This window comes from Ornithinibacillus caprae (genome assembly GCF_009728145.1).
GTDB lineage: Bacteria > Bacillota > Bacilli > Bacillales > Amphibacillaceae > Ornithinibacillus > Ornithinibacillus caprae.
The window spans coordinates 1-14364 of sequence record NZ_WOCA01000018.1 but is presented as its reverse complement, the minus strand read 5'-3'; the positions used below and the strand labels follow the sequence as shown (position 1 = coordinate 14364).

12 protein-coding genes and 1 pseudogene are annotated in these 14364 nt (G+C 37.5%); 11 read left to right on the top strand and 2 right to left on the bottom strand.

Annotated features, from left to right (window positions below; translation table 11 throughout):
- Positions 1-3: 3 nt before the first annotated feature.
- The 4 genes from GMD78_RS17540 (at position 4) to GMD78_RS17525 (ending at position 4691) form a co-directional block, all read left to right on the top strand.
- Complete coding sequence (locus tag GMD78_RS17540; RefSeq protein ID WP_155670691.1) at positions 4-1491, top strand: tripartite tricarboxylate transporter permease; 1488 nt, start codon at positions 4-6, stop codon at positions 1489-1491.
- A 6-nt stretch (positions 1492-1497) separates the two neighbouring features.
- Positions 1498-2910, top strand: a complete 1413-nt coding sequence (locus GMD78_RS17535) for an SLC13 family permease (RefSeq protein WP_155670689.1) — start codon at positions 1498-1500, stop codon at positions 2908-2910.
- A 104-nt stretch (positions 2911-3014) separates the two neighbouring features.
- On the top strand, positions 3015-3728 hold the full coding sequence (locus tag GMD78_RS17530; protein ID WP_155670686.1) for a gamma-glutamyl-gamma-aminobutyrate hydrolase family protein: 714 nt from the start codon (positions 3015-3017) through the stop codon (positions 3726-3728).
- 12 nt (positions 3729-3740) lie between these two features.
- On the top strand, positions 3741-4691 hold the full coding sequence (locus tag GMD78_RS17525; protein WP_155670685.1) for a dipeptidase: 951 nt from the start codon (positions 3741-3743) through the stop codon (positions 4689-4691).
- Between the two features lie 123 nt (positions 4692-4814).
- Here the strand turns inward: GMD78_RS17525 and GMD78_RS21990 are convergent, their stop codons facing one another.
- Positions 4815-5102: a TIGR04104 family putative zinc finger protein gene (locus GMD78_RS21990; RefSeq protein ID WP_155670684.1), complete on the bottom strand. Its 288-nt coding sequence runs from the start codon at positions 5100-5102 to the stop codon at positions 4815-4817.
- 186 nt (positions 5103-5288) lie between these two features.
- Here GMD78_RS21990 and asnB point away from each other — a divergent pair, with 186 nt between their 5' ends.
- From asnB to GMD78_RS17490, 6 genes and pseudogenes are all read left to right on the top strand, one after another.
- Entirely contained in the window at positions 5289-7133 is a 1845-nt protein-coding gene (gene asnB / locus GMD78_RS17515) for an asparagine synthase (glutamine-hydrolyzing) (protein WP_155670682.1), read from the top strand.
- A gap of 512 nt (positions 7134-7645) precedes the next feature.
- Entirely contained in the window at positions 7646-8650 is a 1005-nt protein-coding gene (locus GMD78_RS17510) for a DUF3231 family protein (RefSeq protein WP_155670680.1), read from the top strand.
- A 162-nt stretch (positions 8651-8812) separates the two neighbouring features.
- Positions 8813-9295, top strand: a pseudogene (locus tag GMD78_RS17505) (hypothetical protein).
- Positions 9296-9700: 405 nt separating this feature from the next.
- On the top strand, positions 9701-11314 hold the full coding sequence (locus GMD78_RS17500) for a gamma-glutamyltransferase family protein (protein ID WP_155670678.1): 1614 nt from the start codon (positions 9701-9703) through the stop codon (positions 11312-11314).
- 29 nt (positions 11315-11343) lie between these two features.
- Positions 11344-11913, top strand: a complete 570-nt coding sequence (locus tag GMD78_RS17495; protein WP_155670677.1) for a chromate transporter — start codon at positions 11344-11346, stop codon at positions 11911-11913.
- Entirely contained in the window at positions 11913-12440 is a 528-nt protein-coding gene (locus GMD78_RS17490) for a chromate transporter (protein WP_343042425.1), read from the top strand. Before GMD78_RS17495 ends, GMD78_RS17490 begins: the two co-directional genes overlap by 1 nt.
- A 47-nt stretch (positions 12441-12487) precedes the next feature.
- Here the strand turns inward: GMD78_RS17490 and GMD78_RS17485 are convergent, their stop codons facing one another.
- A complete protein-coding gene (locus GMD78_RS17485) occupies positions 12488-13273 on the bottom strand; it encodes an HAD family hydrolase (protein WP_155670672.1) in 786 nt (261 codons plus the stop codon).
- 71 nt (positions 13274-13344) lie between these two features.
- Here GMD78_RS17485 and GMD78_RS17480 point away from each other — a divergent pair, with 71 nt between their 5' ends.
- Positions 13345-14211, top strand: a complete 867-nt coding sequence (locus GMD78_RS17480) for a hypothetical protein (RefSeq protein WP_155670670.1) — start codon at positions 13345-13347, stop codon at positions 14209-14211.
- The last annotated feature ends 153 nt before the right edge of the window (positions 14212-14364 follow it).

Here is a 14364-nt window from a genome sequence, read left to right as displayed (position 1 = left end):
CATATGGGTTCATTAGAAGGTATTTTAACAGGATTTCAAGTTGCATTTAGTGTAGAAGGAGTATTGTTTGTATTAATAGGTGTATTTGTAGGGACTTTCATCGGTATGCTACCCGGTTTAGGGCCAATTAGTGCGATTGCTGTCATGATTCCAGTAACATTTGGAATGGATCCAACACCAGCATTAGTGATGATGGCAGGTGTTTATTATGGTGCGGTGTTTGGGGGATCAACATCATCGATTCTATTAAATGCACCGGGAATTTCAGGCACAGTTGCTACTTCATTTGATGGATATCCAATGGCACAGCAAGGAAAAGCAGGTAAAGCACTTGCGATTGCTGCCATTTCTTCTTTTATAGGTGGTACTATAAGTGTACTTTTACTAATGATGTTGGCACCAATGCTTTCAAGTGTGGCTATTTCTTTCGGGCCACCAGCCTATTTTGCACTCATGTTTTTAGGATTAACTGCAATTACTAGTTTATCAGAAGGATCAACTAGTAAAGCGTTGATTTCAGCAGTAGTAGGGTTTATGGTGGTGACAATTGGAATTGATGCACAAACAGGAACCCAGCGATTTACATTTGGAAATGCTAACTTACTAGAAGGAATTGATTTCTTAGTTATTGCATTAGGATTATTTGCATTAGCTGAAGTTTGTACGTTGATCATTAAGCGAAAAGATCTTTCCTTGGATAACACCCATAAGCTTGGAAGCTTAAAAATAACCAAACAAGAGGCAAAAGAAATGAGTGGACCAGTTACTAGACAATCATTTATGGGATTTGTCCTAGGGGTATTACCAGGAGCTGGGGCAACGATTGCTTCCTTTATTGGCTATATTACAGAGAAACGGATTGCTAAGAAACCAGATGAGTTTGGGAAGGGATCAGTTCGTGGGCTTGCTGCACCTGAAGCGGCGAATAATGCGGCAACTAGTGGTGCGTTTGTTCCACTACTAAGTTTAGGTATACCTGGATCTGGTACAACTGCTGTTTTACTAGGTGCGTTCTTAGTATTAGGAGTTCAACCTGGTCCGTTATTAATGACAGACCGCCCAGAAATTTTCTGGGGAATCATTGCAAGTATGTACATCGGTAATGTATTTTTATTAATCTTAAATCTACCATTAATTCCATATATCTCAAAAATATTAAAAATACCTCGTCCATTACTTATTTCGTTAGTGATTATGTTTAGTATTATTGGAGTTTATGCAATTAGCTTTAGTACTTTTGATTTGTATATGCTTCTCCTATTTGGGGTGGTAGGGTTTTTAATGAGACTATTTTCATTTCCGGCTCCGCCATTTATTCTAGCGTTTATCCTAGGTGGGATGATGGAGCAGTCCTTTAGGCAATCCCTTACAATTTCAAATGGTAATTATATGATCTTTGTTAAAGAACCAATTTCGTTAACGCTGTTATTAATTGGATTATTATCCTTTGCTTTTCCGATTATTGGGCATTTACGCAAACGTAAGGGGTAATTGACTATGAAGAAATTATTAAGGGAAATACATTTGAATAAAAAAGTGATGCTATATCTATTTTTAGGTATGGCATTGTTTTTTTCTTTACGTATAGGGTATTCTTCATTTTTGGGAAACTTCTCATCCGAGCAACAGTGGACATTGGTTTTATTAGCAATTGCGATGATGTTATGGATTACAACTCCTATTCCAACTGGAGTCAGTAGTATCTTAATTCTTGCATTGATGCTGATTTTTGGACTTGTACAATCTATTGATGAAGCAGTAGTTGGCTTTTTATCACCAGCACTGTATTTCATTCTAATGTTATCTATCATTAGCCAAGCATTAGTGAAAGTAGGAATTGATAAGATTATTGCTCGTTTTTTATTCAAAATAAGTAAGGGTGGTCCGCGCTTTATCATTATAGGTTTGCCATTATTTATTTTAGTATTACCTATTCTACTACCTTCTGCAGTAGCAAGATTTAAGATGTTATTTCCTTTGATTAGCCGGTTAAATAGTTTTTATGGTCTTTCTGATAAAAGCTTGTTTAAAAAGTATTGTGTCTATGTCATTGGAATGATGAATCAAAACGCAACCATGATCATCTATACCGGTGGGGGCTTTCCTATTTTAGCATCACAACTGATTCGAGATTACCATGTCGCAGAGTTAGGTTGGTCAGATTGGTTTCTACTAATTGCTCCACCTTTATGGTTAGGATCTCTAGTTGTCGTTGTGTTTGTGTGGCAGTTTCTAATCTATCATTCACAAGAGAATTTATCTCTTGTGAATGTAACCGGAGAGATTGAAGAACAACATGAACCTATACCAACAAAGATCTGGCTAGTAGTATTTGGGTTTCTAGCGATGATCATAACCTGGATCATTACAGATCAACAGCGGGTCCCTTTATTACTACCACCAATGCTATTCGTCGTATTTTTATCCCTTCCCAAAATTGGTTTGGTGACAAATAAAGTAATTAGGGAATTTGATTGGGAAAATTTTTTGTTATTAGGAGCATCGTTTTCATTAGGAATGTTAATCGAAGCGAATGGAACGGCAACGGTTTTAGCTAGTCAATTGCTTGAAATAATCCCTGAGCATGCAGGTACTACTTTAAAAGTTATCATTATAGCGGTCATTATATTTATCCTGCGTTTCTTTTTTATCATGCCTTCATCTGCAATGATTGTCATTTTTCCGATCGTGATCTCATACTCGACATTAATTGGTATTCCTCCATTACAATTGGCTTTCTTAATTGTTATGGTTATAGGTAGTATGATGATTTTGCCCATTCATGCGACGACAACCTATTTAGCATTCGAAACAGATGTTTTAACCAAGAAAGAACATTATACAATTGGGATAATTTCAAGTCTGTTTTTTATGGTAATCGCGATTGTAGCTGCATTATTTTATTGGTAAAGTAAAAAAGTATTCGGAATAATATATATTATTTGCGGTTTTTCTAACAAAAAATATGTATTGAATGGTATTATTTAATTAATATATGTCCAAGGAGGAATTGTATGAAACCATTAATTGGTGTTACGTCATCTATGGAAATAGATCAATCGTATTATATGGTTCATTCGGATAATGCTAACGCAATTACACAAGCTGGTGGTATGCCAGTAATGCTTCCATACTTAGGTAAGGAAGAGGATGTGGAAGAGATCTCAGCAAGATTAGACGGATTGTATGCTACAGGTGGATATGATATTGACCCTACTTTATTTGATGAAGAACCACATCCAAATCTTGGAACCATTATTCCAGCACGAGATGCGTTTGAAATTACCCTAATGAAAAAGCTGCTTGAACTGGGAAAGCCTATTTTAGGTGTTTGTCGTGGAGCGCAAACCCTTAATATTGCTGCAGGTGGAGATATGTATCAAGATATTTATGCACAGGCAGACGGGGATTTATTACAACATCAACAAAAAGCTCCAAAGGAACATGGATCGCATTTTGTCCATGTTTTAGAAGGGTCTTTACTACATAAGTTGACTGGTAAGACAAAACTACGTGTCAATAGTCGACATCATCAAGCAAATCGTAAAGTAATTGAACCTTTCCAGATAAGTGGAAAAGCAAGTGACGGAATTATAGAAGCGATTGAGAGTAAAGAACATTCATTTGTGCTTGGACTTCAGTGGCATCCGGAGAGTATGGCACCAACTAATGACGAGGCATCACTACGTATTTACGAGGCTTTCATTAAAACAAGTAAATCCAATTAAAAGAGGGATAGTATGAAAATAATTGATACTCATTGTGACGCACTATTAAAATTACAATTAGCTAATCGTGGACAATATTATGGGGAACATCCATTAACCTTTGCTGATTCAACGAAGCTGGAGACGAATCTAGGTTATTTGCAACAGGGAGAGGTTATGGCACAGTTTTTTGCCATTTTTATAGATCCAGAGGTTCCTTCTGATGAAAAGTGGCAGCACGCCTTAGAGCAGGTAGACTTATTTTATACAGAGATTATCGATAAAAATCCAGCCATGAAACATATCAAAAACTGGCATGATTTTGATACCTTAAGGGAAGGTGAAATTGGTGCTGTACTTACCCTTGAGGGAGCAGATGCATTTGGTAATGATTTAATTAAGCTTCGTCATTTGTACCGTTTAGGGGTCATGTCAGTAGGCTTAACGTGGAATAATGCAAATCTCTGTGCAGATGGTGCAGGTGAACCACGTGGCGGTGGATTAACTCTGTTAGGAAAAGAAGTGGTCCAACTTAATAATGATCATCTTGTATTTACGGATGTTTCTCATTTAAGTGTGAAAGGTTTTTGGGATGTGATGGAATTAGCAAAATATCCAATTGCTAGTCATTCGAACGTAAAAGCATTATGTGACCACCCGAGAAATTTAGATGATGAACAAATTAAAGCTATGTTTAACCATAATGGCTTGATCCATGTTGTGTTCAATCCACCCTTTATCAATAAAGATCGTCGTGATGCAACAATAGATGACTTAATAAAGCATGTGGACTATTTATGTGAATTAGGTGGAGTAAATCAAATTGGTTTTGGTTCAGATTTTGATGGTATTTCTTGCTTTGTAGAAAACTTGGAGAATACTGCAAAATATCAGCAGCTAATTAATGAGTTATTAAAACGTTATTCAGAGGATCAAGTGAGAGGCTTTGCTTATCGAAATTTCTTAGATCATCGTCCACAATAAATAAGAAATATACTCACCCCCAATTGTTAGGTACCAGTCTAATAATTGGGGTTATTTGCGCGTTTCCATAAAGGCTTGCAATCAAGAGTATAAGGGCTTCTAAAAAATCCAAGTTTTCTAATATCACCAGAGGGGTTCTTGTTCGTTACTGAATTCGATGTAAAAGGGATAGGTACCTATTACGATGAACAGTGTAATGAATATTAAAAAAGCAGCGAATGGAATAGTGAAATCAAATATTACAACCATAGGTATAATTGCTACTGGAAAAACAGTGTAAGATGCGGATTTCTTTCTAAAAGCTGCACTCAGGTATTGTTTTTTACTGCAATTTGGACACCTGGATCGGAACAACATCTTTAACGTCTGTAGGTATGTTAGCTTTTTCTGGCAGTTTTGACAGATAGGCATTCCAAAACCTCCTTTTTTAAACTCGCTATTATTATATCATAAAATTCTGATTATAATTTGAAAGTTATAAGCATAAGAAAATAATATTTTCATATAATGATAGGATTACCATAGGAATATTTTTCACAAGAACGGCATACATATGGTCTGTAGAGTATTTTTCTCACCAAGAGAGGATGAAGCAGAATGTGTGGAATTACTGGTATTGTAAATTGGCGCAACGATGTACGTTTGGAGCGTCAAACATTAGAAAAAATGACGGAAACCTTATCTTTAAGAGGTCCGGATGATACACAACTTTGGGTTAAACAACATGTGGGGTTTGGTCATAAACGACTGTCTGTAATCGATCTTGCAGGTGGAAAACAGCCAATGTCTAAAGAAGTGAATGGGAAAACATATACGATCGTTTATAATGGTGAGTTATATAATACCGATGAAATACGCAATGAATTAAGGAAGAATGGGTATTCTTTTACCACTACTTCTGACACAGAGGTGCTGTTAACGGCGTATATGGAGTGGAAAGAATCATGTGTGGATTATTTAAATGGAATTTATGCTTTTGGCGTATGGGACGAAGCTGCGGAACATTTGTTTATGTCTCGTGATAGGTTAGGTGTAAAACCATTGTTTTTTCTAGAAAACAATGGGCGGTTTATGTTTGGTTCAGAATTAAAAGCAATTTTAGCCCACTCGGACGTAAAAGCAGAAGTGGATCGAGATGGTCTTGCAGAAGTATTTGGACTTGGACCATCTAGAACACCAGGTCATGGGATTTTTAAAGGATTTCGTGAGTTAAGAGCAGGACATTCCTTAATATTTTCCAAGGACGGGTTAAAGGTATGGAGATATTGGAATGTGGAGAGTAAGGAGCATGAGGATTCTGTAGAGGAAACGGCACAACGTGTAAGAGATCTTTTTGTTGATGCGGTTGAGCGACAATTGGTTTCAGATGTTCCTGTTTCCACGTTTTTGTCTGGTGGAGTGGACTCCAGTGCTATTACTGCAATAGCTGCAGATTATTTTGAAAAAGAAGGGAGAGGTATACTTCCTACGTTCTCGGTTGATTATGAGGGGAATGAAAAACATTTTGTTGCCAGCAAGTTTCTACCATCTAATGATCGACCGTGGATTGAAAAAATGGTAAATGCTTTTGCTACAGATCATCATGACGAAATCATTTCTGGTAGTGAGTTGGCTGGACTGTTGAAGGAAGCGGTTGAGTTGCGAGATCAACCAGGGATGGCAGATATTGATTCCTCGTTACTATGGTTTTGTAGAAGAATCAAGCAACATACGACGGTAAGTCTTTCAGGCGAATGTGCAGATGAAATATTTGGTGGATATCCTTGGTTTTACGACCCAGAGGGTTCTTCAGATGGGTTTCCATGGATGCGATCACTAGATTCAAGAAGCGATTTATTACATTATGAATGGCAAAAGAAATTAGATTTACAGGGGTATTCGTATGATCGATATCAAGAAACGATTGCAGAAACACCACGTTTAAATGGAGAAAGCAGAGAGGATGCGCGTCGCAGGGAATTATTCTACTTAAATATGCATTGGTTTATGGCTCAATTACTAGATCGCAAGGATCGTATGAGTATGGGAGCTAGCTTAGAGGTACGTGTACCATATGCAGACCACAAACTAGTAGAATATGTGTGGAATATTCCGTGGGGAATGAAAAAGCTAGAAGGTAGAGAGAAAGGAATATTGCGTAAAGCACTAGAAGGTATTTTACCAGATGAAGTGTTATATCGTAAGAAGAGTCCGTATCCAAAGACATTCCAACCGGAGTATACAAAGCAAGTTGTTGAGTGGATGGAAGCTATTTTAGCAGATGCTGATGCTCCATTATTCCAATTTTTACGTCGAGATAAAGTTGAAGCGATTGTCAGGAGTGAAGGAAAGGAATTTAAAGATCCGTGGTATGGTCAGCTTATGAAAGGGCCACAATTGATTGCACATTTAGGTCAAATCGACCATTGGTTACGCACGTATAATGTGACCGTTAATGATTAAGGAAAATCCCCAAGTTAGTGATTACTTGGGGATTTTTATCAGCATGAAACTTTTTTCTTTGTTTCCGTTCCTTTCATTTTCCCCACACTTTTTACTACATAAAGCAGATATACCATCATGCCTGGATTATTTGCTTTTGATTCTCTACTGTCACAATCATAGGAACACTAGTATTCCGAGTATTTAGCCATATTTCTTCGCTCTCCAAGTAATTTAGAGTTTCAGCAAACTTAACACGTAATCCAAATACTTGCTTATTATTTAATATATATTTTTAACCGAATGTCGTATTGAAGAAATGGTTTCTCGATCGGACAAGCACTAATTTGGGAAGTCAATCTATCATTGCGAGGACAAGGGTATAAGGAAAGAGGATTCTATTACAACATATGAAACAGATAAATTAATAGAGGTACTATACTTCTCTTTATTAAATATGCTTGTTTACTTTAGCTGATAATAATCATAATAAAAAATTTAACTTGAGGGAAACTATATGATGAGGTGATTATATGGATAAAGAAGATTTAAAACTTACTTCTGCTGAAATAGGAACATTGTGGGGCGAATATATAAATGGTACAGCCGTTGATATTGTAAATAAATATATGATATCCATTATAGAAGATGAAAAAATAAAACTGCTATTCGAAGACGCAATAAAGATATTTGATAAACAAAAAAGTCAAATAAGACAATTCATTGAAAACCAAGGATTCCCAGTACCGGTTGGCTTTACTGAATCAGACCTTAACATAGGGACCAAACGGTTATTTTCTGATATCTTCTGTTTGCATTATTTACATACTATGACACTACATGGTTTGCTTGGGCATTCAACATCCCTTAGTTCTTCTGTTAGGAGAGACTTGCGTCACTTTTATGATTCATGTACTAATGAAGGGATGAATATGTATCATCGAACTACTGAATTACTACTTGAAAAAGGGCATTTTCAAAGAGATCCGTACTTTTACCCCGAAGAGAATCCTGAGTTTGTTTCAGGACAACAATTTATAGATGGTTTCTTTGGAAACAAGCGCCCTTTAGCAGCAACAGAAATTATTGCCATATCCCTTAATCTCAAAAAGAAAATAATGGAAAAATCACTTTCAATTGGATTTAGTCAAGTAACACAATCAAAAGAGGTTAGGAAATTTTTAGAGAGTACACAGAACACTTCTGATCAGCAAATTCAATCACTAAGTAAAATACTAAAAGGTGATAATTTGCCTGTTCCAATGTCTTGGGAATCAGAGGTTACAACTTCAACAGATTCCCCTTTTTCAGATAAGTTAATGTTGTATCATATTGGATTTTTATTACAATCTGCCCAATCATATCATGGCGCTGGTCTTGCCTCTGCTATGCGGGTAGACCTCGTAACAACCTACGAAAAAATAATATTAAAAAATCTTATGGTTACAAAAGAATGGTTTAATTTAATGACCAAAAATAAATGGTTAGAACAACCACCACTAGCTCCAAATAGAAAGGAAATTGCAAAAGATAAGTAACACTTGATATAAAATAGATGGAGGAATATTTAATTTAATAATGATTCCTCTTTTTTACGGCCAATTATTCACATAATAAGAAGCTTACAGAATATCTATGGCTGGTTAACGCAATCACTAATTGCTTATGATAGAGAATATTAGCAAAATAGGTGAAAATTAATGAAGATAGATAAAACTAATAAGAAAAGAAAATTGGAAGTTTTATTATGGAGTGTTGCTTTACCGGGCTTTGGCCAGTTGCTAAACGGTTAATATATAAAAGGGATACTATTAGTTGTCTTGGAACTATTAATCAATGTTATGGGGAACTTTAACACAATCATTATATTAAGTTTTAATTTTATGATTGAGGAAGCAATAGCTGAAACCAATTATTCATGGCTTATGTTTTATCCTTGTTTATATTTCTTTTCTATTTGGGATGCGTATAAGGATGCTGGAGCAGAGGAAGAAAAAACCTTTGCTTTTTTGCCATTTGTATTCTCAGCCTACTTTGTTACTGTAGGCGTAATATTTTCACCTACTCTTACACTTTTTGGACACTTACTAGGTCCAACTTGGCTCCCTTTGTTATTCTTACCAATTGGTTTAGTTATCGGGGTAATCATAAGATGGGTATTATTAAAAGTAGAAGAAATCTGAGCATATATTTTCGTTTACTATTATGAAAATACATATAAATCTCATTTTTTCTGCTAACTACATAGGACAATCTTTCATCTTCAGTAAGTCAAATCTAGTAATTTACTGTAATATCATCATATATTTTATCTTCACTACTCCTACGTGCATCATTTTACTTCATTCGATTACAACACAAAAAGAAAGTCATACTAAAATAATTATATAACTTGTGAAGGTGAACACTTCAAAAAACTTTATTTTCGTAGGTTATAAGATTGACAGAATATAATTATTTTCGTACTATTAAATAAAGTGAATCTTCAATTAGAAGAGAATTTTTCATATTAATTGTAAGACCCTATATGGAGGACTATGAAAGAAGTCCTCTGAACGATAGTATATAGACTATAAAGGAGTGTTTACATGGTTTCGTTTGATCATCAATCTTATCCTTATGCAACAAAACGACATGCTACATATGCCAAAAATGGTATGGTTGCTACTTCTCAGCCACTTGCGGCACAGGCTGGGTTAGAAATTTTGAAAAAAGGTGGAAATGCAATTGATGCTGCGATTGCTACTGCAGCTTGTTTAACTGTTGTTGAGCCAACTTCCAATGGAATTGGTGGGGATGCATTTGCCCTTGTATGGACGAAAGGAGAATTACATGGTTTAAATTCAAGTGGTAAATCTCCAAAAAGTATTTCAATTGATGCAGTAAAAGATGCTGGTCATGAAGAAATTCCAACCCACGGGTGGGTTCCCGTAACTGTTCCAGGTGTTCCAGGGGCATGGGCAGAGTTATCCAAAAAATTTGGTAAACTTCCACTTTCAGAAGTTCTTGAGCCTGCAATCAAACACGCTGAAGAGGGGTACCCACTTTCTCCAATTTTAGGTAAGTATTGGAAAGGTGCGTACAATATTTTCAAAGAGAAATTAACCGATGATGTATTTAAGCATTGGTTTGATACATTTGCTCCAAAGGGAAGAGCACCAGAAATTGGAGAATTATGGTCTTCTAAAGGTCATGCAGAGACACTGCGTTCGATTGGAAATACAAATGGGGAATCATTCTACCGTGGGGAATTAGCCGAGCAGATCGCAACGTTCTCAAAAGAAACTGGTGGATATTTAACGGCTGAGGACCTCGCTGATTTCGAACCTGAATGGGTGAAACCGATTGGTGTAAACTATCGTGGCTATGATGTATGGGAAATCCCACCTAATGGGCAAGGAATTGTTGCACTACAAGCATTGAACATGTTAAAGGGTTTTGATTTTCCAGAAAAAGAATCTATTGATACGTATCATAAACAAATTGAAGCAATTAAGCTTGCATTTGCTGATGGCGAGAAGCATGTAACCGAAGAAAAGCACATGCAATTCACATCAGAGCAATTATTAAGTGAAGCATATGCACAAGAACGTAGAAAATTAATTGGCGATGAAGCTATTTTACCTGAAGCAGGTGAGCCTTCCCTAAGTGGTACCGTGTATTTAGCTACTGCTGATGGGGAAGGGAACATGGTTTCATTTATTCAAAGTAATTACATGGGCTTTGGTTCAGGCTTAGTTGTTCCTGGTACAGGGATAGCGTTACAAAATAGAGGGCATAATTTCTCTATGGATCCTAACCATGTCAATGCATTAGCTGGAGGAAAACGTACGTATCATACCATTATTCCAGGGTTCATGACAAAAGGTGATCAGCCTGTAGGACCGTTTGGGGTAATGGGTGGATTCATGCAACCACAGGGACATGTTCAAGTCGTGATGAATACGGTCGACTTTGGGTTAAACCCTCAAGCTGCATTAGATGCACCACGCTGGCAATGGATGAAAGATAAAGTGGTAGAGGTTGAGAATCGCTTCCAACATCATCTTGCTCTAGGATTATCAAGAAAAGGTCATCAAATAAAAATTGCTCTAGAACCAAATAGCTTCGGACGCGGGCAAATTATATGGCGTGACCCAGAAACAGGAGTTCTTGTTGGTGGTACGGAGTCGCGTACAGATGGTATTGTTGCATCTTGGTAATTAAACATTAGAATGAAGGTTTGTTTGAGATGAAAAATCAATGGAATATTTTTATAGCATTTTTTAGAGTGGGGATGTTGGGCTACGGTGGTGGCCCTGCTTCGATCCCACTTATTCATAAAGAAGTAGTAGATAAGTATAACTGGATGAGTGATGAAGAATTTGGTGACATGCTTGCATTAGGTAATACCCTCCCTGGACCTATTGCAACAAAGCTAGCCGGGTATATTGGATATCGCGTATCTGGTTTATTAGGGATGATTAACGCTGTTTTAGCTTCTGTTTTACCAACCATTGTACTAATGATTGTATTTTTAACTTCTCTTTCAGCTTTTAAAGATTTTGATTGGGTGAAGGGAATGACTGCAGCTGTCGTACCGGTTGTAGGGGTAATGCTAGCAGTATTAACTTGGCAATTTTTCAGTAAAGCGATAAAGGGCATGGGATGGTTACAAACAGTGATCATGTCTATTATTGTCTTTGCTTTATTGCAATTATTAAATGTTCATCCAGGTATCATCATTGGTGTATTAATCGTTTTAGCCTTAATGATGAGAGATCAAGCTTCTAAGAAACGTAAGGAAGGTAGTCGATCATGATTTTGTATTGGGAAATATTTTTAGCATTTTTCATCCCTGGAATTTTGGGCTACGGAGGTGGTCCAGCGTCCATTCCGTTGGTTGAAAATGAAGTGGTTATGCGATATGAATGGATGACTGTTCAAGAATTTAGTGAAGTTTTAGCTTTAGCTAATTCCCTTCCAGGTCCAATTGCTACAAAAATGGCTGGCTACATTGGTTATGAAATGGGTGGGGTATTAGGTGCGTTTGTCGGTGTGTTTGCAACCGTAGCACCGTCATTAATCCTTATGATCGCTTTGTTAGGAGTATTGATGAAATTTAAAGATTCACCTAAAGTGAAGCGATTAACCATGTTTGTGCGCCCAGTTATCGCAATTTTGCTTGGTCTAATGGCATGGAGATTTTTCTTTGAATCATACGAGGGAATCGGTTTATTGCATACGATCTTATTAACGGTCGGAAGCTATTTATTAATTGAACGGATAAAAATACATCCTGCATTTGTTATTGTCGGTGCGTTTGTGTATGGTGGATTTTTGCTGTAAACGTTAAAAGCTAAGGTGCTCACTTTCTGAGTTCCTTAGCTTTTTCATTATTTTACTAAACCGAGCTTTTTTAATCCATAATATATACCGGATTCGGTTACAGTTGTAGTTCTCTGGTTGGCATATTTGAACAGCTCTGGATGTGCGTTCCCCATTGCGAAACCTTCTCCAACTGTTTGTAACATTTCTTTATCATTCATTCCATCCCCAAAAGCAATTGCAGCCTCTTTCGGTATGTCTAAACGTTGCAATACGTGGTTTACTGCTTCTCCTTTGTTTACCGTTTTTCTTATGACATCATAAGTGTTTTCAATTCCAGCGACGGTTACTGGTGAAAGATGTATACCGTCTTCAAACTCGTAAAGGGATGTTTGTGATGAACCTAAGTTCATGATGGTAACACCTAATATTTGGTTTGTAACATCTGTATTAATGGTTGCATTATTCATTACTTGAAATGTATGAAGGAAAGTTTTAACTAATGGTTTTTCCATCGTAGTAAAGTAATTTTTTTCACTAGTATATAGCACAAGCTCATGATCATTTTCGTTAGCAATTGTTAAAAACTCATTAATGGTTTCCTCCTTCATTGGCTCGTCCAAAATGATTTCATTTTGATATACAGCATAAGCGCCGTTATAGCCAATAAATGACTCAATTCCAAGCTCTTCAGCAAGTTCACCAATCTCATGTAATGGTCTTCCTGTCGAGAGAAAAACTTCAATTCCTTGTTCTTTTACTTGTGAGATTGCTTCTTTTGTTAAATCCGTGTACGTGTGATCTGGTTTCAAAATCGTTCCATCAATATCTAAGAAGAGTATTTGGTATGTCATTGTAGTCTCCTTTGCGGTAGTTAGTCTAAGGTTAGTTTAACATATTTGGAGTAGAGAAGGGGATTTGGGAGTTGAGAGGTGGGATTATCGGACGTGAGAGCGAGAACATCGGACACAAGAGCGGGAATATCGGACACAGGAGGGGGAACATCGGACACAGGAGAGGGAACATCGGACACAGGAGCGGGAACATCGGACACAGGAGAGGGAACATCGGACACAAGAGAGGAAACATCGGACACAGGAGAGGGAACATCGGACACAGGAGAGGGAACATCGGACACAGGAGAGGAAACATCGGACACAGGAGAGGGAACATCGGACACAAGAGAGGAAACATCGGACACTCGCGTGAGAACATCGGACACAAGAGAGGAAACATCGGACACAGGAGAGGGAACATCGGACACAAGAGAGGAAACATCGGACACAGGAGCGAGAACATCGGACACAGGAGAGGAAACATCGGACACAGGAGAGGAAACATCGGACACAAGAGCGAGAACATCGGACACAGGAGAGGAAACATCGGACACAGGAGAGGAACCATCGGACACAAGATCGAGAACATCGGACACAAGATCGAGAACATCGGACACAAGATCGAGAACATCGGACACAAGATCGAGAATATCGGACACAGGAGAGGGAACATCGGACACAGGAGCGAGAACATCGGACACGAGCGACGGAACATCGGACACAGGAGAGGAAACATCGGACACAGGAGAGGGAACATCGGACACGAGAGAGGAAACATCGGACACAGGAGACGGAACATCGGACACAGGAGCGAGAATATCGGACACAAGAGAGGAAACATCGTACACAAGAGCGGCACCACTAGACCAATCCCAATCAATACAAAAACAACCGCACATTACATTGTGCGGTTGCCAGGCTGTCGAAAAACCCTCGACAGCCTGTTTTTTATTTAGAATACTTTAACAATTCACCGCGTTAATTTGTTATAATATAAGTAACAATATAAGGCGGTGGTAACTGTGTTTCATACTAGAAATAATACTCAAAATGAAGTGGAATTTGTAAGTATAGAAGACTTAGTACCCCAAGATCATTTACTTCGTAAG